Source organism: Methylorubrum podarium (assembly GCF_040270385.1).
Taxonomy (GTDB): domain Bacteria; phylum Pseudomonadota; class Alphaproteobacteria; order Rhizobiales; family Beijerinckiaceae; genus Methylobacterium; species Methylobacterium podarium.
The window spans coordinates 75,496-95,365 of sequence record NZ_JBELQE010000017.1 but is presented as its reverse complement, the minus strand read 5'-3'; the positions used below and the strand labels follow the sequence as shown (position 1 = coordinate 95,365).

The 19,870-nt window shown below is 73.6% G+C and carries 22 protein-coding genes and 1 riboswitch; of the genes, 11 read left to right on the top strand and 11 right to left on the bottom strand.

The genetic code is table 11. The features are described from left to right. The 4 genes from ABS772_RS02495 to ABS772_RS02480 all read left to right on the top strand — a co-directional run. On the top strand, positions 1-1,137 hold a 1,137-nt coding region (locus tag ABS772_RS02495), incomplete at its 5' end, for a YihY/virulence factor BrkB family protein (protein WP_350391957.1). A 105-nt stretch (positions 1,138-1,242) separates the two neighbouring features. Next, positions 1,243-1,659: a peptide-methionine (R)-S-oxide reductase MsrB gene (gene msrB, locus ABS772_RS02490; RefSeq protein WP_350391956.1), complete on the top strand. Its 417-nt coding sequence runs from the start codon at positions 1,243-1,245 to the stop codon at positions 1,657-1,659. Positions 1,660-1,913: 254 nt separating this feature from the next. Then, positions 1,914-3,023 carry a hypothetical protein gene (locus ABS772_RS02485; protein ID WP_350391955.1) on the top strand — a complete coding sequence of 370 codons (1,110 nt, stop codon included), beginning with the start codon at positions 1,914-1,916 and terminating at the stop codon, positions 3,021-3,023. Positions 3,024-3,281: 258 nt separating this feature from the next. Further along, complete coding sequence (locus ABS772_RS02480) at positions 3,282-3,557, top strand: hypothetical protein (RefSeq protein ID WP_350391954.1); 276 nt, start codon at positions 3,282-3,284, stop codon at positions 3,555-3,557. A gap of 28 nt (positions 3,558-3,585) precedes the next feature. On the opposite strand, the gene ABS772_RS02475 is transcribed toward ABS772_RS02480, so the two are convergent. From ABS772_RS02475 to ABS772_RS02435, 9 genes are all read right to left on the bottom strand, one after another. Then, positions 3,586-4,527 carry a DMT family transporter gene (locus tag ABS772_RS02475; protein ID WP_350391953.1) on the bottom strand — a complete coding sequence of 314 codons (942 nt, stop codon included), beginning with the start codon at positions 4,525-4,527 and terminating at the stop codon, positions 3,586-3,588. 148 nt (positions 4,528-4,675) lie between these two features. Then, positions 4,676-5,770, bottom strand: a complete 1,095-nt coding sequence (locus ABS772_RS02470) for a catalase family protein (RefSeq protein WP_350391952.1) — start codon at positions 5,768-5,770, stop codon at positions 4,676-4,678. 87 nt (positions 5,771-5,857) lie between these two features. Next, entirely contained in the window at positions 5,858-7,120 is a 1,263-nt protein-coding gene (locus ABS772_RS02465) for a hypothetical protein (RefSeq protein ID WP_350391951.1), read from the bottom strand. Positions 7,121-7,317: 197 nt separating this feature from the next. Next, a complete protein-coding gene (locus tag ABS772_RS02460; protein ID WP_350391950.1) occupies positions 7,318-8,250 on the bottom strand; it encodes a tetratricopeptide repeat protein in 933 nt (310 codons plus the stop codon). Beyond that, the gene (locus ABS772_RS02455) at positions 8,250-9,173 is read right to left on the bottom strand and encodes a VWA domain-containing protein (RefSeq protein WP_350391949.1); all 924 of its coding nucleotides are present in this window, start codon (positions 9,171-9,173) and stop codon (positions 8,250-8,252) included. Before ABS772_RS02455 ends, ABS772_RS02460 begins: the two co-directional genes overlap by 1 nt. 13 nt (positions 9,174-9,186) lie before the next feature. Beyond that, positions 9,187-10,206 (bottom strand): VWA domain-containing protein, encoded by a 1,020-nt coding sequence (locus tag ABS772_RS02450; protein WP_350391948.1) that lies wholly within the window; start codon positions 10,204-10,206, stop codon positions 9,187-9,189. 6 nt (positions 10,207-10,212) lie between these two features. Further along, positions 10,213-10,671 carry a DUF4381 family protein gene (locus tag ABS772_RS02445; RefSeq protein WP_238255729.1) on the bottom strand — a complete coding sequence of 153 codons (459 nt, stop codon included), beginning with the start codon at positions 10,669-10,671 and terminating at the stop codon, positions 10,213-10,215. A gap of 132 nt (positions 10,672-10,803) precedes the next feature. After that, entirely contained in the window at positions 10,804-11,742 is a 939-nt protein-coding gene (locus tag ABS772_RS02440) for a DUF58 domain-containing protein (RefSeq protein ID WP_238255722.1), read from the bottom strand. A 5-nt stretch (positions 11,743-11,747) separates the two neighbouring features. Then, positions 11,748-12,743 carry an AAA family ATPase gene (locus ABS772_RS02435; RefSeq protein ID WP_350391947.1) on the bottom strand — a complete coding sequence of 332 codons (996 nt, stop codon included), beginning with the start codon at positions 12,741-12,743 and terminating at the stop codon, positions 11,748-11,750. A 295-nt stretch (positions 12,744-13,038) separates the two neighbouring features. On the opposite strand from ABS772_RS02435, the gene ABS772_RS02430 reads away from it, so the two are divergent. The 3 genes from ABS772_RS02430 (at position 13,039) to ABS772_RS02420 (ending at position 14,754) form a co-directional block, all read left to right on the top strand. Next, a complete protein-coding gene (locus ABS772_RS02430) occupies positions 13,039-13,755 on the top strand; it encodes an MgtC/SapB family protein (protein ID WP_350391946.1) in 717 nt (238 codons plus the stop codon). A gap of 62 nt (positions 13,756-13,817) precedes the next feature. Beyond that, on the top strand, positions 13,818-14,003 hold the full coding sequence (locus ABS772_RS02425; RefSeq protein ID WP_350391945.1) for a hypothetical protein: 186 nt from the start codon (positions 13,818-13,820) through the stop codon (positions 14,001-14,003). A gap of 64 nt (positions 14,004-14,067) precedes the next feature. Then, entirely contained in the window at positions 14,068-14,754 is a 687-nt protein-coding gene (locus ABS772_RS02420; RefSeq protein ID WP_350391944.1) for an SDR family oxidoreductase, read from the top strand. A gap of 15 nt (positions 14,755-14,769) precedes the next feature. Here the strand turns inward: ABS772_RS02420 and ABS772_RS02415 are convergent, their stop codons facing one another. Continuing rightward, positions 14,770-15,138, bottom strand: a complete 369-nt coding sequence (locus ABS772_RS02415; RefSeq protein WP_238255727.1) for a hypothetical protein — start codon at positions 15,136-15,138, stop codon at positions 14,770-14,772. A gap of 314 nt (positions 15,139-15,452) precedes the next feature. On the opposite strand from ABS772_RS02415, the gene ABS772_RS02410 reads away from it, so the two are divergent. Beyond that, complete coding sequence (locus ABS772_RS02410) at positions 15,453-16,313, top strand: C40 family peptidase (RefSeq protein WP_350391943.1); 861 nt, start codon at positions 15,453-15,455, stop codon at positions 16,311-16,313. 6 nt (positions 16,314-16,319) lie between these two features. Here ABS772_RS02410 and ABS772_RS02405 read toward each other — a convergent pair whose 3' ends face one another. Next, entirely contained in the window at positions 16,320-17,483 is a 1,164-nt protein-coding gene (locus tag ABS772_RS02405; protein WP_350391942.1) for an aminotransferase class I/II-fold pyridoxal phosphate-dependent enzyme, read from the bottom strand. 107 nt (positions 17,484-17,590) lie between these two features. On the opposite strand from ABS772_RS02405, the gene ABS772_RS02400 reads away from it, so the two are divergent. The 3 genes from ABS772_RS02400 to gcvH all read left to right on the top strand — a co-directional run bounded on the left by ABS772_RS02400 (position 17,591) and on the right by gcvH (position 19,706). Next, positions 17,591-17,824, top strand: a complete 234-nt coding sequence (locus ABS772_RS02400; RefSeq protein WP_350391941.1) for a hypothetical protein — start codon at positions 17,591-17,593, stop codon at positions 17,822-17,824. Between the two features lie 156 nt (positions 17,825-17,980). Further along, a riboswitch (glycine riboswitch) is annotated at positions 17,981-18,086 on the top strand. 47 nt (positions 18,087-18,133) lie between these two features. Then, positions 18,134-19,315, top strand: a complete 1,182-nt coding sequence (gene gcvT, locus ABS772_RS02395; protein WP_350391940.1) for a glycine cleavage system aminomethyltransferase GcvT — start codon at positions 18,134-18,136, stop codon at positions 19,313-19,315. 28 nt (positions 19,316-19,343) lie between these two features. Continuing rightward, positions 19,344-19,706 carry a glycine cleavage system protein GcvH gene (gcvH, locus tag ABS772_RS02390; RefSeq protein ID WP_238256202.1) on the top strand — a complete coding sequence of 121 codons (363 nt, stop codon included), beginning with the start codon at positions 19,344-19,346 and terminating at the stop codon, positions 19,704-19,706. Positions 19,707-19,870 lie beyond the last annotated feature (164 nt).

Genomic DNA, 19,870 nt, shown 5'->3' with positions numbered 1-19,870 from the left:
ACCCCGCCCCGTCCGCCCGCGGAGGGCACGGCCCCCGTGCTCTGGACCCTGATGATGGGCGCGGCGCTGATCGCGCTCGCCGCCGCGCCCCGGCGCCGGCCCGACGACGCGCCGCCGGAGCCGCCCGAAGCCAGGGAATCCAACGGGGGCGCCCATTCCCACGAGGGCCGCTCCGCCCGCTGGGTGGCGGCGACGCAGGCCGATCGCGGGCGCGCCGCCGACCATCCCGGCGAGATCCCGTCGCCCGGCTGGTGGGACATCGCCACGCGGGTCTACCTCGAGTTCAACAAGGACCGGGTGCTCTCGGTGGCGGCGGGCGTCACCTTCTACACCCTGCTCTCGCTGTTCCCGGCGATCGCCGCGCTCGTCACCTGCTACGGGCTCGTGGCCGACGTGAACACGATCAACGAACACCTCTCCGCGCTGCACGGCGTGCTGCCGGAGAGCGCTATCGACATCATCGGCGAGCAGGTGAAGCGCATCGCCGCCAAGGGCGGCGGCGCGCTGGGCTTCACCTTCTTCACCAGCCTGACGCTGTCGCTGTGGAGCGCCAACGCCGCCATGAAGGCGATGTTCGACGCGCTCAACGTCGTCTACGAGGAGGAGGAGAAGCGCAACTTCTTCTGGCTCAACGTCCGCTCCCTGACCTTCACCGCGGGCGCGCTGCTGTTCATCATCCTGGCGCTGACGGCGATCGTCGTGCTGCCGGTGGTGTTCAACTTCCTCGGCCTCGGCGACGGCGCCCGCCTCATCGCCATGGCGCGCTGGCCGGCTTTGCTCCTCGTCCTGCTCGGCGGGCTCGCCGTGCTCTACCGCTACGGCCCGAGCCGGGAGCGGGCGCGCTGGCGCTGGGTCGGCGCGGGCAGCGTGGTGGCCGGCCTGCTCTGGCTCGCCGCCTCGATCCTGTTCTCGTGGTACGTCGCCAATTTCGGCAATTACAACGAGACCTACGGCTCGCTCGGCGCCGTGATCGGCTTCATGACCTGGATCTGGATCTCGGCCACCATCGTGCTGCTCGGCGGCGAGATCAACGCCGAGATCGAGCACCAGACCGCCCGCGACTCGACCACGAGCCCGCAGAAGCCCCTGGGGCAGCGCGGCGCGCGCATGGCCGACACCGTGGGCGCGGCAGCCTGAGGCCTGAACAACCTATCATCGGTTCTTGCGCGACCGGGTCGCACTCGTGACAAGCGGTCCCCGGCACTATCTTGCCGAACGAGAGACGAACCGAGGAACGCGACTATGGCCGGATCCGACGTCATCGGGACAGATCCCGGACTTCGCACCGAAGACGAGTGGCGCGCGACGCTGACGCCGGAGCAGTACCGCGTCCTGCGCGAGCACGGCACCGAACGGGCCGGAACGAGCGGCCTCAACGCCGAGAAACGCCCCGGCACGTTCGTCTGCGCCGGATGCGGCACGCCGCTGTTCGAGAGCGAGACCAAGTACGAGTCGGGCAGCGGCTGGCCGAGCTTCTTCGCGCCGATGGAGGGGGCGGTCGAGACGCAGGTCGACCGCAGCCACTGGATGACCCGCACCGAGGTGCATTGCGCCCGCTGCAAGGGCCATCTCGGCCATGTCTTCGAGGACGGGCCGGCCCCGACGGGGCTGCGCTACTGCATGAACGGCGTCGCCCTCGGCTTCGAGCCGGAGGGCTGACAGCCTCGGGATTCAGGGGCGTTACCCCATGAATTCCACGCCTTTTCCGGCTCCAGGCTTGCCGCGTGGTTGTTTCGGGCTCAACACTTCGCCATGAAGGTCCGTGTGAAGAAGAGGTTAACGCCCCGGTCTTCGCGGACCGCCCGTATCCGATACGGCGGGCGGCCGCCGATCCCGCTGCGGATCGGCGCCCCGAAGACCGAGCGTCCGGGCCGGTCCCGGACCGGTGCATGCCGACCCGCGGAGGGAAGTGAATGAGTGTCGTTCGCCGGTTTCTCGTGGCGCCCTCTCTGGTCCGCCTCCTGCGGAAGGAGCGGGGCGGCTCCCGCGTGACCGAGGGCTACTTCGCGCCGCAGGCCGGGCGCACCTCGTTCGTGCGCCTGCAGGGCACCAACTGCTTCCTCGTGCTGATGACCGGCACCGAGGGTGCCATGGCCGAGGAGCGCACCGAGGTGCCGCGCGCCCACGGCGACGCGCTCCTCGACGTCTGCCAGGGCCGGGCGGTCTACGAGCGCACCACGGTCTCCCTCGGCGGCTCGGTCGAGGCGCTGGTCGACCGCTACGTGCGCCCCTCCGGCCTCGATGTCGTCAGCCTCGTCTTCCCCGATGCCGCCGCCGCCCAGGGCTTCGCGCCGCCGGTCTGGTTCGGCGCCGAGGTGACGACGGACAAGGCCTATGACGGCCAGGCGATCGCGCTCACCGGCGTCCCCAGCCCCGGCGAGATCCCGCTCAGCAATGCCGCCCTGGACGCGGTGCTCGACCTGATCGAGCCGCGCTTCGGCGCCAACCGCCCGCCCTTCGCTCCGTCGAAGCCGGTGACGCCGCCGCGGGAGAACGCGGTTCCGCCGCGCGCGCCCGAGCCGACGCGGCACCCGCCGATCCCGGAGGCCATGCTCGCCGCGGCCGTGGCGGAGCCGGCGACGGCGCCCGAGGCCAAGCCGGAGGAGCAGCCTCAGGCCGCCGAGGAACCTCTTCCGGCGGTCTCGGCAGCGGAGCCCGCGTCCGAGGCACCGAAGCCCGAGGCACCCCATACTGAGGAGCCTCGGGCCGAGGAGGCCGCGCCCGCCGAGGCTCCGACGCCCGAGCCCGTCGAGGCGCCCGCGCCGGCCGAGCCGCAGCAGCCGGCCGAGGCCGCCAAGCCGGAGGAGGCCCAGCCCGCGGCCGAGGCGGCGGAAGCCCCGAAGCCCGCGGCCGAGTCCGGGGAGCGGCTGGCGCCGGATGCGCGCATCGACGACGTGATCGAGAGCCTCTCGAAGGCCCTCGGCGCCGCGATCCGCAACCCGCAGGAGCCGGGCCGCGACGAGGAGGTGACCGAGGCGTTCGAGCGCTGGCAGGTCCGCCCCCGCCGCACACAGCAGACCTGACCGTCGCCCTCAGCGCAGGACCGACGAGGATCGAGAAAGCCGGCTTCCGCGAGGGAGCCGGCTTTCTCTTTGCGCTCTGAGCGATGCCGGCCGGCCTTCAGGGCCGGGTCGATGGCTCCGGCTTTCGCGGCGGATCCTGGGGATGCTGCGCCGACTCACCGGAACCGGAAAGGGCCACGCTTCGTTGGCTGGCATCCGGTCGCCGTCCGCTCGTGCGGGGCACTGGTAAGTCTGCATCACAAATGAGGAATCTCCGCCATGAGACGTCTCGCCATCGCCGCCGCAGGTCTGATGCTCTGCCTCCTGCCCATCGCCGGTGAGGCCCAGGCCCAGGGTGTTCCGGGCGGCATGCGCCGCGGCGCGGCCGAGGGCGACCGCGTCGCCGGGCCGATCGGCGGCATCGTGGGCGGCGCCGTCGGCGGCGCGGTGGGCGGCGTCAACGGTGTGCTCGGCATCGATCCCGGCCGGCGCGCCTACCGCACCCGCATGCGCTCGCACCGCCACTACCATCACCGCCGCCACCGCCACCACTGAGCCGGCGCAGCGCCCGATCCACGATGCTCTAGCCGGCGGAGCGGGGCCCGCTCCGCCGTGTTCCGCGGCGCATCAGGGCATCCTCGGCCAGCAGCGCCAGGCCCGAGGCGACGATGATGCCGGCGCCGAGCATCGTCCAGGGGCTCGGCACGTCGCCGAACAGCAGGTAGCCCAGGAGCACCGACCACAGGATCTGCGTGTAGATGAAGGGGGCGAGCAGGCTCGCCGGCGCCCGCGCGTGGGCCAGCACCAGCAGCCAGTGCCCGATCGTGCCGAACAGCCCGACGGCGATCAGCAGTGCCCAGAGCGTCCCCGAGGCCGGCGCCGTCCAGATGCAGGGGAGGAGCGGGCTCATCACCGCGAGGCCGCCGAGGCCGGTGTAGAACACCGTCGTCGCGGTCGAATCGTAGGCCGCGAGCTTGCGGGTCACGATCACGTAGACCGCGTAGCAGAGCATCGCCCCGAGGCTGAACAGGATCGCCGGCTCGGCGGCCAGCGCGTCCGGGCGCACGATGACGAGGACGCCGACGAAGCCCGCCGCAACCGCCGCGAGCCGCATCCGCGACGACCATTCCCCGAGAAGCGGCCCGGCGAGCAGCGCGACGGTGAGCGGCGCGGCGAACTGGATCGAGATCGTCTCGGCGAGCTGGAGCGAGCGCAGGGCCAGGAAGTTGCAGGCGGTGGAGCCGAACAGCAGCAGCGAGCGCAGGATCTGGAGCGGCAGGCGGCGCGACTTCGCCACACCCGGCCGCGTCACCGGGTTGAGGAAGGCGGTGACCAGCGCGACGTTGACGGCGTAGCGCATGAAGGTGGTGAGGAGCGGATCGACGCCCGACCCGGCCAGCACCTTGCCCGTGGCGTCGAGGCTGGCGAAGAACACCGGCGCGACGCACATCAGGGCGATGCCGACAAGGCGCCGCGGATCGCGGGCGAGCTCTCGTCCCGGCTCGCCGGCCTGTCTGGCGGACACGTCTTCCTCCCGGTCTCCGGCCCCTGTCCGGATCGAGGCCGTAGACCAAGCCGGAGGCCGGCGCATCATCCCTCGGCGCGGGTCTCCTCTCCGCCGGATGCCGTGAGCCGTCGCCCTCGACGCTCGCGGCGGCCGCTCGCCGGCCCGGTCACGGGCCCGAGGCGGGGAGAGCGCCCGGTTCGTGGATCGGGCAGCCGTTGTGCTCGGCACGGAAACCGGCGGAGGCGGGGTAGGCGGCGCGGCGCGCCCGCATGATCGCGCCGAGCGGACGATGCGCGGCGAGCGCGTGCCAGGGGTTGAAGGCGAGTCCGTCATCGATCCGGCGCACCTTCTCCTCGCTCCACGCATCCTGGCGCGGCACGGTGAGGCGGGCCACCGCGACGTAGGGACTGAGCGCCTCCGGCCAGGGCTTCGAGGCATCCTCGACCGGCATCGCCTCCTCGACGTTGCGCAGTTGCACCCGCAGCTCCCACACGCCCTCGTTCTCGGCGAAGAAGGCGGTGACCGCCTCGCGCAGGCCGTCCGGCCGGCTGTTGACGTTGAGGCTCGCGCCCGTCAGCGCAGTCAGGGCGGGGGAGGCCGGCGCGACCGCGACCTTCGCGACGTAGGCGCCCCAGCGCAGGGGCACTTGGCTGTAGAACGTCTCGCCCAGAATGTGCGTCTCCGGGTGGCCGCCCAGCGCGATCACGGTCGGGCTCTTGGTGCCGAGCCCTTCGAGCACGGTTTCGACGCCGCGCAGAACCGCCGAGAACGCCTTCTTGAACACCTGCGGCGTGTCCGTGGTGGCGGCCAGGAGCTTCAGGCTCTTGAGGAAGGCCGCGTCGTCCGGTGCCGTGAAGGCCGGTGCGTCGGCCATCACGAAATCCTGCGTCGTGCCCTCGCTGCCCTCCAGGCGCTCGCCCTCGACGCCGACGACCTTGAGCGCGAGGCCGCGCGGGGTCGAGACGCTGTCGTCGAGGATGTCGCCGGGATTGGTGGAGAAGCGCAGCAGCGCCTCGTAGGTGCCGGGCTTCTCGCAGAGGCCCTGCGCCAGTTCGGGGGGCAGACCGTCGAGGATGTCGAGTCGACCGACGAGCAGGCCGTGCGCCTTGGCGTGAACGCCCCGCACCGCCCGGCCGTAATCCTTGAGCGTCGTCTCCTGGATCTTGGCGAAGGTCGCGAGCATCTGCCCGTGGATGTCGGCCTCGTCCGTGCGCGGCTGCTCGACGGAGGGGTGGTAGGGGATCGGGCTCGCAGCGGTCACGTCCGGCCTCGTGGTGGATCCGCCGTTCCTCGCGAGGCCGGCCTGACACCAAACCGGGAGCGGCCGCCGCCGTTCAGCCGGGCGCGGTCACGCTCGCGCGAGCGGGCCGTCGAGGGGAGCCAGCCGCGGTTCCACCGCCGGCGCCGCCGCGGGGCCGAGCCTCCGGGGCCGGCCGAGCCGCCGGGCGAGGGCGGGGAGATCGACCGGGCTCGCGCCGGCTGGCGCTTGGCCGAACACCTGCCGGTCGAGGGCGGCGAGATCCTGCGCCAGATCCGGCTCCTCCCGCCAGAGCGCGGCGAGATCCGGCTGCGCCTGCGCGGCGCGGCCGAGCGCCGCCCGGAACGCCGCCGCGTCGCCCGCGACCGCGGCCAGGCGTAGGGCGCGGGCCTGCCCCCGGTCGAGGCGCAGACGGGCGGGGCCGGTGCGGAAGCCGATCAGCGCGAGCCCGAGGCCGAAGGCGGCGAGCGCCGCCGCGGCGAGAGCGGGCCAAGAGGCCGGCGCCGCGGGTCTAAGATCCTCCTCCCGCTCGGCGAGGCCGCCGCCGATCTGGCGGGCTGGGATCTCGGTCTCGCGCAGGGTGCGGGTCAGCGTGTCGAACCAGGGGATCTTGATCGCGTCGAGCGGGATCACCTCGGACACGCCCTTCTTGATGTCCCACTGGTAGGTCGCCCGCGCCACCGGGCCGGAGGGCGTGATCAGGGTCTCGCGCTTCACCGGCCCGGCGAAGGTGATGATGCCGCGGGTGCGCATGACCGGGCGCGGCGGCAGCCCCTCGGCCAGCATGCCCTGCGCCTCGAGGGTGACGATCCGGCGGGCGGTGTCGCCCTTGTTCAGCGTCTCCGGGTCGGGATCCCAGGAATCGGTGATCGACACGTCCCGCGCCGGAAGCCACCACGGCTCCGCCGCGTCCGGGCCGCCGGTGGCCCCCGTCCAGGCCGCCACGGGGAAGGGGATCGGCTCGGAGCGCACGTCGATCTGTTTGCGCTCCCCCCCGTCGTTGATGGTGAGACGGTGGACGAACGGGTCGATGGTGAAGGTCCCCGTATGCTGGGGGAAGACCGCGATGGTGCGCTCGAATTCCAGCGCCATCTGCCCGTCGGGCATCCGCGTGCGACCCCAATGGTCGCGGCCGAGCTGTGTCCAGGAGAAGTTGACCAGCGCCGGCTGGCGCAGCTCCTCCAGCAGGATCTGCGTGCGGTAGACTCCGCGCAGGCGCAGCAGCACCATCTCGCGGGCATAGGGCTGCGCGCCGCCGGGAAGGTCCGGCGTCACCGTCAGGGTGAGGTCGCCGGGGTCGATCGCGTGGGCGGGCGAAGCCAGGGCGAACAGGATGAGGAGCGCCGCGAGCATGTCTCTCCCCCCTCTGCGGGGGAGGGTGCCTGCGGAGCTGGCGGGAGAGGGGCAGCGCGACGGTGCGGAAGGTGGCGCCCGTCGCGTCCTGTCCGGAGGGGGCGCTCCCCTCTCCCGATCCCTGCTGACGCAGGGGCCACCCTCCCCCGCAGAGGGGGGAGGGCTTTTCGTGGCGCGCCGCAAAACACTCAAAAGAATCACCACGGGTTGCTGCCTCCCGGGATGGCGGTGCCGGCCTCGATGCGCCGGGCCTGCTCGGCCTTGAGGCGCAGCTTCAGGTAGCGGCCGGGCTCGTCCGGCAGGGTCTGGAGCCAGAGCCGGTCGGGATGGATCTCGTGGGCCTCGAAGCTCTTCGTGACGCGGCGCGCCTCGCGCTCGGGCGCGGCGGCGACCATGGCCGAGCCGGCCCCCTGGCGTCCCCGGCCGGCCGCGTCGCTCGCCGAGCCGCGGGCCTGGCCCTTGCCGGAATCGATTGCCTGCTGCTCCGCCTTGCCGCGCCGCGCCACCGGACTGGTGCCGGGCAGCGAGGCGGAGGAACTCGCCTCCTTGTTGCCGGCCAGCCCCTCGCCGCTGGAGGTGGCGCGGATGTCGTCGTTCTGGTCCTGGTTGGCGGTGTTGTTGTAGCGGGCACCGTACTGCGCCGAGGCGTTGGCGATGCCGCCGCCCTTGCCGCGGTCGACCTCCTCCTCCAGCGCCTTGGCCACCAGTGAGCGGTTGGCCTGCGCGTCGGCGTCGCGGGGGTTGTAGGTCAGCGCCTCGTCGTAGGCATCGAGCGCGCCCTTCAGGTCGCCGGAGCGGGCCAGCGCGTTGCCGAGATTGTAGGCGCCGCGCTTCCCCTGCGCCCGGAACAGCGGGATCGCCGCCTCGTAGCGCCCGGCCTCGTAGAGGGCGGCGGCGCGCCACGCGGGCACGTCGAACACGTGGAGCGCCGCACCCGGCAGCCCGACCGCCATCAGGAAGCGGCCCAGCGTCGTGCGCGGCTCCGACACGAGCAGCAGGCCGAGGATGCCGAGTCCCGCGAGCGCGAGGCCGGCGATGCGCGCGAGCCGCCGCCAATTGCGCGGGAAGGCCACCGGCAGGGTGCGCCGCAGGGGCGCCGCGAAGGAGCGGGAGGGGGCGGGCGCCAGCATCACGCGCTCCGGCGGAACAGGAGGAGGGCCGGGAGAAGCGCCAGCAGCAGCAGCCATCGGCCGAAATCGGCGAAGGCGAGCACGCCGTAGCCGCCCGCGGCGAGGTGCTGCGCGGTCGAGGCGCCGACGCGGTCGAGCACCGCCTGCGGGCCGTCGATGTCGGCGGCGCGGCCGCCGCCCGCCCCCGCGAGCCGGTCGAGGGCGGCCCGGTCCGGGCGCGGCGCGCCGGGGGGCAGCGCCTTGCCCGCCGGCACGAACAGGGCGTGGAGCTGCCAGCCCCGGTCGCGGATCGCCGCGGCCTCACGCTCGGCGGCCTGGCCGATGCCGTCGCCGTCGGAGATCAGCACCACGTCGGCGGCGACGACGTTCGCCTCGGCCAGCGTGCGGCGGGCGAGCGCCAGCCCGCGCTCCGGGTGGCTGCCCCGGTCGGGCACAGTGTCGGCGTCGAGGGCGAACAGGGTGGTGGCGAGGCTGTCGCGGTCGTTGGTGGGCGAGAGCGCGGTGTAGGCGTCGCCGGCGTAGACGATCAGCGCCAGCGAGCGGGTGCCCGCGGCCTCGGCCACCGCCTGCGCCGCCTGCCGTGCCTCCTTGAAGCGCCCGCCCTCGGTGACCGAGCGGGAGAGGTCGAGCACGACCACCGTGGCGTCGAGGTTGCGGAAGGTCGCGGCCTCCGGGCGCTCGACCGCCGGACCGGTGAGCGCCAGGGCCAGGATGCCGGCGGCGAGCGCGGCGGCGAGGTTGGCCTGCCGCCGCCCGCCGAGCAGGGCGCCGCGGCGGGCGTAGAGCGCCATCAGGTGGGGATCGACCGCCTTGCTCCAGTCGCCGAGCGGTGCCGAGCGCCACGCGGCGCGCAGGGCCAGCACGGCCACCACGGGGAGCGCGAGGAACCAGAGCGGGCGCAGGAGGGTGAGCGTTTCGATCATGCGATTGGCCCGATCACGTCCTGCGCCGCGTCGCCAGGAGCCCGCAGGCGCAGAGAAAGGCGAGGGCCGCCGGCCAGGGCCAGAGGTCGCGCCGCAGGGGCAGCGGCGGCGCCTTGGCGCGCCCGCCCTCCAGCTCGTCGATGGCGTTCGCCACGCTCTCGAGATCGTCGGTGGTCTTCACCCGGAACGCCCGGCCGTCGCTCGTCTCGGCCATGGCCCGCAGGGTCTCGACATCGACCACGTCCTGCTCGTTGTTGGGGTTGTCGGCCATGTCGATCGGGCCGAGCGCGATGGTGTAGACGCGCACGCCGAGCTCTTTGGCCAAAGCCGCCACGTCCTTCGGCGCGGTCTGGCCGGCATTGTTCGCGCCGTCCGAGAGCAGCACCACGACCTTGTCGCGGGATGGGGGCGGCCCCCCGCCGTCGGCGGCCGCGACCTGGGCCGGGGCGAGGCGCTTGAGGGCGAGGCCGAGCCCGTCGCCGATGCCGGTGGAGCGCCCGACGAGGCCGATCGTCGCCTCCTCCAGGGTGCGGGCGACGGCCGCCGTGTCGAAGGTCGGGGCCGCGGCGACGTAGGCCTGATCGGCGAATTCGACGAGGCCGATGCGGTCGCCGGCCCGGCGGCGGATGAACTCGGCGCCGACCCGCTTCACCGCGGCGAGCCGGCTCACCGTCTCGCCGTCCAGCGAAAAATCCTTGCGCTCCATGCTGCCCGAGAGATCGAGGGCCAGCACGATCTCGCGGGCCGAGGCGGGAAGTGCGGTGGCGGGCAGCACGAGACGGGGACCGGCGAGCGCGACCACGAGCGCGACCCAGAGCGTGCCGATGAGCCAGAGCCGCCGCCGGCCGCGGGCGGCGATGCTCTCGGTCCGCTCCGCGCCGAGGACGAGGGAGGGCGGGACGCGGAGCGCCCCGCTGCCGCCCTCGCGCTCCGGCGGGATCAGCCGGGCGACCAGCGGCAGGGGCAGGAGCAGCAGGGCGAGCGGCGTCGCGAAGTCGAAGGCGGAGGCGAGGGCGGTGATCCAGGCGGGCATCGGGGGTCAGGCCCGGATCTGCGAGAGCATGCGGCCGAGGCCGGCATCGATGGCGGCGGGATCGACGGCGTCCGGCCGTCGATAGAGGTCGTCGGCGAAGACGCGGCCGGGGCCGTTGCGGAAGAAGTCGGTGCCGAAGGTGGCGTCGAGCGTCGCGGCCCAGGCGGGGCCGCGGCTGCGCGCCGCCTCCTCGCCCTTCAGCGTTCGGACCACGCGGCGCAGGAGACGGGCCTGCGCGACGCGCCGGGCCTCGGGCTCGAGCCGGGCGGCGAGCGCCAGCTCGCGAAGGGCCGCCCGGCGCAGGGAGGCGCCGCGCCGGGCCCGGAGGAGGCGGATCCCGCCGACGAGCAGCGCGAGGCCGAAGCCGACGACGATGGCGGCCACCATCTCGGGCTGCACCGCGGCGCTGCCCCCGGTGGGGAGGTGCAGGCCGCGCAGGGCGGAGAGGTCGGGGGGCGTCATGATCGCTGCACCCGCTCTCCTCCCCCTTGTGGGGAGGAGTTGGAGGTGGGGGTGGCGCAGGATGAGGCGAAGCGGTGTCTTCTGAACCACCCCCACCCCTGGCCCCTCCCCACAGGGGGGAGGGGAAAGCGCGTCTCACAGCACCGCATCGAGCCGCTCCATCAGCGGGGCGTAGCTCTCCGGCCCGGCCTCGACATCGATGCGCAGGCCCTCAATGCCGCAGGCGTGAAGGCGGGCGAGGCGCGGATCGACCTCCGCCACGGCCGGCGCCCCGCGGCGGGCCTGGACGGTGCCGCGGTGTCCGTCCGGAAGGGCGTAGGGGTAGAAGCCGGCCGGGCGCACCCGCTCGAAGGCGTCGCTGACCAGCAGCAGGCGGATCGAGAGCCGCTCGGCGAGCGCGGTGATCAGGCTCTCAAAATCCGGCCCAGGCGCGTCGAGGGCGCTCGCGACGACGAGGTGCCCGCCGGAGGGCAGCAGCGAGCGGGCGAGCGCCAGGGTGTCGGTGAGCGGCGGGTCGTCCGCCGCCGGGTTCGCCAGCGCCGCGGCGTGGGCGTGGGCCATCGCCCCGGTGACGGCGGTCATCGCCCGCTCGCCGCCGGCCGGACGCACCACCGACGGCTCGCCCGCCCCCGCGGCGATCAGGCCGATGCGCCCGCCGTCGCCGACGATGCGCCAGCCGAGCAGCGCCAACGCCTCCGCCGCCGCGACCGAGCGGAGCGCCCGGCGGGTGCCGAACAGCATCGAGGGCCGGAAGTCGGCGAGCAGCACCACGGCGCGGTCGCGCTCGTCGTGGTGGGTGCGCACGTGCAGCTCGCCGGTGCGGGCGGTGGCGTTGCGGTCGATGAAGCGGCGGTCGTCGCCCTCGGACCAGGGCCGCACGTCGTCCGGCTCCGAGCCGCGCCCGCGCTTGCGCGTGACGATGCCCCCCGGCAGGCCGGCGATGGTGCGGGTCGAGGGCGAGACGCCGCGCCGGGCGAGATGGCGCAGGCTCATCAGCCCGGCGCCGGAGAGATGGATGCCGGGGGCACCGGACGGGTCGCTCGGGTCGCTCGATGGGGCCGCGCTCGCGGTCATGGCGGCTACAGCGCCCGCGTCCGCTCGACCAGCCCGCCGACGATGCCCCGCGTGGTGCGCCCTTCGGCCGCCGCGCGCCAGGTCAGGCCGATGCGGTGAGAGAGGGCGTCGGCGGCCAATTCGGAAATATCCTCGGGCACGACGTGGTCGCGGCCGTGCAGGTAGGCCCGCGCCTTGCCGGCCACCATCAGCGCCAGCGTTCCGCGCGGCGAGGCCGGGTGCTCGATCGCCGCGCGCAGCTCCGGCGCGACGCTGTCGCCGCGGGTGCCGGCCACGAGCCGCACGAGATAGTCCTTGAGGGCCGGCGAGACGTAGGTGGCGAGCGCGGCCTCGCGGGCGGCGATCACCTCGGCGACCGACAGCTTCACCGGCATCGCCTCGGCGTGGTGGTTCAGCTCGCCCTCGACGAGGTCGAGGATGCGGCGCTCGGAGGCCTCGTCCGGCATCTCGACGACGACGTGGAGCAGGAAGCGGTCGAGCTGCGCCTCGGGCAGCGGGAAGGTGCCCGCGTGCTCGATCGGGTTCTGCGTCGCCACCACCATGAAGGGGTCGGGCAGGCGGTGGGTGTGGCCGGAGACCGTGATCTGCCCCTCCGCCATCGCCTCCAGCAGGGCTGACTGCACCTTGGGCGGGGCGCGGTTCACCTCGTCCACCAGGATCAGCGAGTGGAACAGGGGGCCGGGCAGGAACTCGAAGGTGCCCGCATCCTGGCGCCAGACCGTGGTACCGGTGAGGTCCGCGGGCATGAGGTCGGGCGTGCACTGCACCCGGGCGAAGGAGCCGTCGAGCCCGTCCGACAGGCGCTTGACCGCGCGGGTCTTGGCGAGCCCCGGCGCACCCTCGATCAGCAGGTGGCCGCCGGTCAGCAGCCCGATCAGCAGGCGCTCGACCAGCTTGTCAGCGCCGATCAGCCCGTGGCTCAGTCCGTCGCGGAGCTGGAGGATGCGGTCGCGCACCGGCGGCGCCTCCGCCGCCGGCCGGGCGAGTGCCTCGACGCTCATGCGCGCGCCCCTGCCGGCATCCCGCGCGCCGGCCGCGCTTCGGCTCCCGTCGCAGGCGAACGATCCTGCCGCATCCGCATCTCCTCCGCGTGGGTTTTTCTTATGGCTCCCACAATCTTGCCGGTGTGCCCGTTGCCCGGTCGCCGCGTCAATCCCGCCCCCCACCGCTTGCCCTGGGCAAATTGACCGCACGTCGCCGCGCGCGGGCGGAACGGTGAGGTCGCGTCACGCAACTGTCACGCTCGTGCGACAGCGGGGAAACCCCGCGATCCCGAAAAGGTCCCCGAACGGTTCGATGCCCGGCCCCTTTCCCTTTCCCACGCCCGAAGCCTTGAACACCGGCATCAGCCTCGCGGTCGCCTTCGGCCTCGGCACCCTGATCGGGGTCGAGCGGCAGTATCGGCAGCGCAGCGCGGGCTTGCGCACCGCCGTGCTGGTGGCGCTGGGCGCCGCCGCCTTCGTCGATCTCGGCATGCGCCTGACCGGCGGCGAGGGGGCGACCCGGGTCGTCGCCTACGTCGTTTCCGGCATCGGCTTCCTCGGTGCGGGCGTCATCATGAAGGAGGGGATGAACGTGCGCGGCCTCAACACCGCCGCGACCCTCTGGTGCGCGGCGGCGGTGGGCGCCTTCGCCGGGGCCGACATGCCGCTGGAGGCCTGCTTCGTCACCATCGCGGTGCTCGCCGGCAACACGCTGCTGCGCCCGCTCGTCAACCTCATCGACCGCATCCCCATCGACGAGAGCGCGACGGAGGCGACCTACGAGGTACAGGTGACGGTGCCGGCCGAGTCCGCCGGCCTCGCCCGCGACCTGCTGGTGGAACGCCTGGAGGCCGCGGACTACCCCGTCGGCACGACGGCGGTGGAGGAGCGCGGCGAGACCACCGTCGACGTCATCGCCACGCTCACCGCGACGACGGTCCATTCCAAGGACCTCGATGCCGTGGTGGCCGACCTGGAGAAGCGGCCCGAGGTGCGCCACGCGACCTGGACGGTGCAGACGGGGGATTGAGGCGGCTCGCCCGGCAGGTCCGAGCGTGTCATCGTGGTCGCCGCGGCTGCAGGGGGCGTATCATGGCGAAGCGCGTGAAGGACAGGAACATCGGCGAGGCCGTTCCGACACGGTCAGGCGAACCGGCGGCCAAGCCCCGCCGCTTCACGCTCGCGGAGCTTCTCGTGGGCGCCGAGCATCTTCCGAAGCTCCATGCGGCCCTAAAGGGAGCGCTTGACGGTCCCTCGATCGGTGCGGAACTCGGCTGAATCGTCCCGAGAGATCGCTGCCGGCTTTCGGACGAAGACGACGCTCCACAGCGAGGCGATCAACATGCCTGATTCACAAAAACACGCCCTGATCGTCGGCGCCTCCCGCGGGATCGGTCTCGGCCTCGCCGAGACGTTTCTGCGGCGCGGCTGGCAGGTCACGGCGACCCGGCGCGGTCCCGCGCCCGGCCTCGAACGTCTCGCGGCGGAGGGCGTGCAGGTCGAGACGGTGGACATCGACGACGATGCCGCCGTCGCGGCCCTGCACGGGCGCCTGGGCCACAGAAAATTCGATCTGATCTTCGTCGTGGCCGGCGTTCTGATCGAGGCGGACCGGCCGCTCTCCGCCGTGTCGCGAGCGGTCCACGCGAAGGTGTACCTCACCAATGCGGTGAGCCCGATCCTGTTCGCGGAAGCGTTTCGCGCGAGGCTGGCGCCCGGCGGCACGCTCGCCTTCATGTCCTCGGTGCTCGGCAGCGTGGCCCTCAACACCGAGGGCGGCTGGGAGAACTACCGTGCGAGCAAGGCGGCGCTGAACACCCATGCCCGGAGCTTCGCGGCGCGCCACGCCGACCGCGATTTCGGCGTGCTGCTGCTGCATCCGGGCTGGGTCGCCACCGATATGGGCGGCGAGGGCGCCGACCTCGACGTGGCGACGAGCGCGGCCGGGCTGGCGGACGTGATCGAGGCGAGGGCCGGCCGGACCGATCTCGCCTTCCTCGATTATCGGGGCGAGACGCTGCCCTGGTAACTTGCCTGGTAACCGTCAGCGGCGCGGGTCGAGGGGCCGGCTGCGGCGCTCGACCACCACCGTCGGGCGGCTGCGGCGCTCGACGATGACGGCGCGCGGCGGCGCGCGGTTCGGGCTCGTCGGCGCCAGGATGCGTTGCTCCTGCGGCCGGTGCGACGGGCGTGCCGCGGCCTTGGCGGCGGCGACCACGTGAGGGCGTACCTCGTCCGGGCCGAGGCCGATCAGCCCGCAAGCGATCTCCACCTGCTGCTCGACGTCGTCGGCGAGGTCCTGGGCGGCGGCGACCGCCTCGGCTACCGTGGGCGGCTCGCGCCGCACCCGGATCGGAGGCAGATCCTGGAAACTCTTGGGGGTTTTCTTCACGGCACGACTCGCGGTCTTCATGCACCGATCATAGGACGGCCCATCCGGTTTGTGCATTGCACACACATCGGACGTGACGGACCGCCGGCCGCATGGCTGCCGGGCGGACGCCCCGCTCGTCGAGCATGCAGGATGCGCGCCGATCCGGAGCGGCGCCAGCACATTCGTTGACGAGCCCGCCCGGCGTGGACGGCCGGCGATGGTCAAAATGTCGCGGCGGCGCAGCACAGGGGGGCGCGGCTCCGAGATCGATCCGTGCCTGCCGAAATTCGCCCGTGCGAAAAGACCATCCATCCCGAATCCCGCCCCGATCCTGCGTCAGGCACGGCTCCGCGATGCCAGATACCCCTGATCCCCGCCTCACCCCGGCCCGGCCCGACCTCGCCGACATCCGCTTGAAGGGCGTCGTCGCGGCCGAGCGCTACGTCGAAGGCGAGGCGGCGCGGGTCGTCCTGCCCTCCGCCCCCCTGCGCCGCGCGCCGCGCCCAGATGCCGGGCTCGACACCGAGGCGGTGATGGGCGACGCGGTGACGGTCTACGAGACCCGCGACGGCTTCGCCTGGGTTCAGTTCACCCGCGACGGCTATGTCGGCTACCTGCCGGCGGAGGCGCTCGGGCCCGCCGATCCGGCGCCGACCCATCGGGTCGCCGCCTTGCGCACCTTCGTCTACCCGGCGCCCGACCTGAAGCGGCCGCATCTCGCCCATCTGAGCCTCGGCGCGGCCTTCGCGGCGGCGGCGCGCGAGGGCGAGTACTGGCGGCTCGCGCCGGGCGGTTTCGTCTTTGCCGGCCATGCCGTCGCGCTCGGAACCGCCGAACCGGATTTCGCCGCCACCGCCGAGCGGCTCGTCGGGACGCCCTATCTCTGGGGCGGCCGCACCAGCCTCGGCCTCGATTGCTCGGGCCTCGTGCAGCTCTGCCTGCAAAATGCGGGGCGGCCCTGCCCGCGCGACGCCGACCAGCAGGAGCGGGCGCTCGGCACCCCCCTGCCGCCGGGGCTCGACGGGCTGCAACGCGGCGACCTCGTGTTCTGGAAGGGCCATGTCGGGCTGATGCTCGACGCCGACCGGCTGATCCACGCCAACGGCCACCACATGGCGGTGGCGGTCGAGCCCCTGCGCGAGGCGGTGGAGCGCATCGCCGAGAAGAGCTTCGGCGCCGTCACCTCGATCCGGCGGCTCGATCCGTCCGCCTGAGGTCGCTCAGACGCTGCGGACGCAATCCGGCGCGAGTTCGGCGACGGCCTCGGCCAGGGCATCGACCTGCCCTTTGTGGTGGGCCGCCGAGAAGGCAACCCGCAGGCGGGCGGTGCCCGGCGCCACCGTCGGCGGGCGGATCGCGACGACGAGGAAGCCGCGCGCCTCCAAAGCCGCCGAGAGGGCGAGCGCCGCCTCCGCCGCGCCGACGAGGACCGGCACGATCGGGCTCTCGGCCTCCGGCAGCCCCAGCCGCGCGGTGAAGCGGCGGGCGAGCGCGAGCGGCCGGGCGGCGCGCTCCGGCTCGGCCTCGACGATGTCGAGGGCGGCGAGCGCCGCGGCGGCCGAGGCCGGCGGCAGGCCGGTGGTGTAGACGAGGCTGCGCGCCCGGCTCGTCAGCAGATCGATCACGGGCCGCGAGGCGCAAAGATAGCCGCCGTAGGAGCCCAGCGTCTTCGACAGCGTCCCCATTTCGAGGGGCGCGCGCGGGCCGGGCTCGACCACGCCGAGGCCGTGGGCGTCGTCCACCAGCGTCCAGGCGTCGTAGTCCTCTGCGACCGCCAGGATGTCGGCGAGCGGCGCCCGGTCGCCGTCCATGCTGAACACCCGCTCGGTCAGGATCAGTGCCCGCCGCGCCGCGCCGCGATGCTCGGCGAGACCCGCGCGCAGCCCCGCGACGTCGTTGTGGGCGAAGCGGACGACCTGCGCGCCCGACATCTTCGCTCCCGCGAACAGGCAAGAATGGCCGAGTTCGTCGATCAGGATCAGGTCGCCCGCGCCGACCAGGGCGGGGGCGATGCCGAGATTGGCGAGATAGCCCGAGCCGAAGACGAGCGCGGCCTCCTTGCCCTTGTGCCGGGCGAGCCGCTCCTCCAGCGCCGCGAGCGGGGGCGAGTTGCCGGTCACCAGCCGCGAGGCGCCCGCACCCGCGCCGTAGCGGGCCAGCGCCTCAGCGGCCGCCGCGATCACCCGCGGATCGTGGGCGAGGCCGAGATAGTCGTTGCAGGAGAACGAGACGAGGTTCCGCCCCGCCCGCTCCGCCGCCGCCTCGGGGCCGCGGGCGGTCACCGCCAGCCGGCGACGCAGGGCGGCGGCCTCCAGGCCGGCGAGTTTTTCGGCGGCGAAGGCGTCGAGGCTGTTCGGCGGGTCCGGCGACGGGTTCGGCGACATGGCGCCTGAAGGCGTCGGTGGCGGGAGGTTGTCAAGCCGGCGACCCGGGCGCGGGCGAACCCGGCGCGGATCGGCGCGTTGCCGGAGGCCTCACGGGACCTTCCTTCATGCCGCGCCGCTTTGCCCTCGCCGCCCTCACTCTTCTGGCCCTCGCCGGATCCCTGGCCGTCCCGGCGCCCGTCCGCGCCGGCCCCGCCCAGGATTACCAGTTCGGCGAGCAGCGCTTCCGCAACGCCTGCCGTCCGCCGCTGAAATACGCCGCCGGCGCCTGCGTGCGCCGCTGCCCAGCCGGCTACCAGAGCTTTCGCGGATACTGCCGCTTCCGCAACATGCAGCGCTGATCGTCACCGGGCCCGGCTTGCGCGGTGGTTCGCGCCGTGCGAGCCTTGCTGCGTCCGATACAGACGATACGGGAGAGCCCAGGCCGCTCGCGAGGGGGGGCCATGGCGCCGACGGAGCAACCACCCCCGGAAACTCTCAGGCACAATCACCGTACCGTTGGACAATCTGGAGAGAGGCGCCGTCCGGCGTCCACCGAAGGAGAAACCTCGCTCGACCGCCGGGTGAGGGAAGCTCTCAGGTAAGCGCGACAGATGGGGGCAACTTGCCAGCCGGCCGGCGGGCAAGGACCGTCTGTCGTGGAGTGCCCGATGAGCTTGCAAGCCGCCGGGGCGTCGAGCCCTGCCGCCCCCGTTCCTTCCGCTGAACCGCTGGCGCAGACGCCGCTGCACGCGCTCCACCTGCGCCTCGGCGCCAAGATGGTGCCGTTCGCGGGCTACGCGATGCCGGTGCAGTACCCCGCTGGGCTGCTCAAGGAGCACCTTCATACGCGGGAAGCGGCCGGCCTTTTCGACGTGTCGCATATGGGCCAGATCGCGCTGACGCCCCGCTCCGGCGACGGCACCGAGGCCGCCCGCGCCCTCGAGGCGCTGATCCCGATCGATATCCTCGGCCTCGCCGAGGGCCGTCAGCGCTACGGCTTCCTGACCGACGCGGCCGGCGGCATCCTCGACGACCTGATGGTCGCGCGCCTGCCCGACCGGCTGCACGTCGTCGTCAACGCCGGCAACAAGGCGGCCGGTCTCGCGCATCTCCGGGCGCATCTGCCCGACGGCATCGACGTGACGCTCGTGCCGGATGCGCTGATCGCGCTCCAGGGGCCGAAGGCAGCCGAGGTGCTGGCGCGGCTCGCCCCCGAAACCCAGGCGATGCGGTTCATGGACGTGCGCGCGGTCGTGATCCTCGGCACGCCCTGCCTCGTCAGCCGCTCCGGCTATACCGGCGAGGACGGGTTCGAGATCGCCGTGCCGGCCGATCGGGCGGAGGCCGTGGCCGAGGCGCTGCTCGCGAGCCCCGAGGTGCTGCCGGTGGGCCTCGGCTCCCGCGATTCCCTGCGCCTCGAAGCCGGGCTGCCGCTGCACGGCGCCGACATCGATCCCGGCACCAGCCCGGTCGAGGCGAGCCTCGCCTGGGCGATCTCGCCGGCCCGCCGCCGCGGCGGCGCCCGCGCGGGCGGCTTCCCCGGCGCGGAAAAGATCCTCGCCGAGATGGAGGCCGGCCCCGCCCGGCGGCGCGTCGGCCTGCGCCCCGAGGGCCGCGCGCCGGTGCGGGCGGACGCCCCGCTCTTCGCCGTGGATTCGGGGGGCGAGGCCGTCGGCCGCGTCACCTCCGGCGGCTTCGGCCCGAGCGTCGGCGCCCCCGTCGCCATGGGCTTCCTGCCGGCGGGGCTGACGGCCCCCGGCACCCGCGTCTTCGCCGAGCTGCGCGGCCAGCGTCTCCCCCTCGTCGTCTCCCCGCTCCCCTTCGTCCCGGCCGGCTTCAAGCGCGGCTGATCTTCCTCGCCTATCAGGAGTTCGAACCATGCTGCGTTTCACCGACGAGCACGAATGGCTGCGCCTCGACGGCGACGTCGCCACGGTCGGCATCACGGCGCATGCCGCCGAACAGCTCGGCGACCTCGTCTTCATCGAGCTGCCCAAGGTCGGGGCGAAGCTGACCAAGGGCGAAGCCGCCGCGGTGGTCGAGTCCGTCAAGGCGGCCTCGGACGTCTACGCCCCGCTCTCCGGCGAGGTCACCGAGGTCAACGAGGCGGCGGTCGCCGACCCGGCCTCGGTCGGCGCCGACCCGCAGGGCGGCGGCTGGCTCTACCGGCTGAAGCTCGACGATCCGGCGGCGATGGACGCGCTGATGGACGAGGCCGCCTACGCCGAGTTCGCGAAGTAACACCGCGCCAAACCCTCCCCCCTCCGCGGGGGAGGGTGGCCCTCGCGTAAGCGAGGGTCGGGAGAGGGGAACGCCGCGTCCGGAAGGGCCTGAGCCGGCCCCTCACCCGCCCGCTCCGCGGGCACCCTCTCCCGCAGAGGGGGGAGGGAAAGCCGAAGCTTTCG

Coding starts and splice junctions, on each gene's coding strand:
- msrB (WP_350391956.1), top strand. CDS start 1,243: ATGGCCGGATCCGACGTCATCGGGACAGATCCCGGACTTCGCACCGAA.
- ABS772_RS02485 (WP_350391955.1), top strand. CDS start 1,914: ATGAGTGTCGTTCGCCGGTTTCTCGTGGCGCCCTCTCTGGTCCGCCTC.
- ABS772_RS02480 (WP_350391954.1), top strand. CDS start 3,282: ATGAGACGTCTCGCCATCGCCGCCGCAGGTCTGATGCTCTGCCTCCTG.
- ABS772_RS02465 (WP_350391951.1), bottom strand. CDS start 7,120: ATGCTCGCGGCGCTCCTCATCCTGTTCGCCCTGGCTTCGCCCGCCCAC.
- ABS772_RS02460 (WP_350391950.1), bottom strand. CDS start 8,250: ATGCTGGCGCCCGCCCCCTCCCGCTCCTTCGCGGCGCCCCTGCGGCGC.
- ABS772_RS02455 (WP_350391949.1), bottom strand. CDS start 9,173: ATGATCGAAACGCTCACCCTCCTGCGCCCGCTCTGGTTCCTCGCGCTC.
- ABS772_RS02450 (WP_350391948.1), bottom strand. CDS start 10,206: ATGCCCGCCTGGATCACCGCCCTCGCCTCCGCCTTCGACTTCGCGACG.
- ABS772_RS02440 (WP_238255722.1), bottom strand. CDS start 11,742: ATGACCGCGAGCGCGGCCCCATCGAGCGACCCGAGCGACCCGTCCGGT.
- ABS772_RS02435 (WP_350391947.1), bottom strand. CDS start 12,743: ATGAGCGTCGAGGCACTCGCCCGGCCGGCGGCGGAGGCGCCGCCGGTG.
- ABS772_RS02430 (WP_350391946.1), top strand. CDS start 13,039: ATGCCCGGCCCCTTTCCCTTTCCCACGCCCGAAGCCTTGAACACCGGC.
- ABS772_RS02425 (WP_350391945.1), top strand. CDS start 13,818: ATGGCGAAGCGCGTGAAGGACAGGAACATCGGCGAGGCCGTTCCGACA.
- ABS772_RS02420 (WP_350391944.1), top strand. CDS start 14,068: ATGCCTGATTCACAAAAACACGCCCTGATCGTCGGCGCCTCCCGCGGG.
- ABS772_RS02415 (WP_238255727.1), bottom strand. CDS start 15,138: ATGAAGACCGCGAGTCGTGCCGTGAAGAAAACCCCCAAGAGTTTCCAG.
- ABS772_RS02410 (WP_350391943.1), top strand. CDS start 15,453: ATGCCAGATACCCCTGATCCCCGCCTCACCCCGGCCCGGCCCGACCTC.
- ABS772_RS02405 (WP_350391942.1), bottom strand. CDS start 17,483: ATGTCGCCGAACCCGTCGCCGGACCCGCCGAACAGCCTCGACGCCTTC.
- ABS772_RS02400 (WP_350391941.1), top strand. CDS start 17,591: ATGCCGCGCCGCTTTGCCCTCGCCGCCCTCACTCTTCTGGCCCTCGCC.
- gcvT (WP_350391940.1), top strand. CDS start 18,134: ATGAGCTTGCAAGCCGCCGGGGCGTCGAGCCCTGCCGCCCCCGTTCCT.
- gcvH (WP_238256202.1), top strand. CDS start 19,344: ATGCTGCGTTTCACCGACGAGCACGAATGGCTGCGCCTCGACGGCGAC.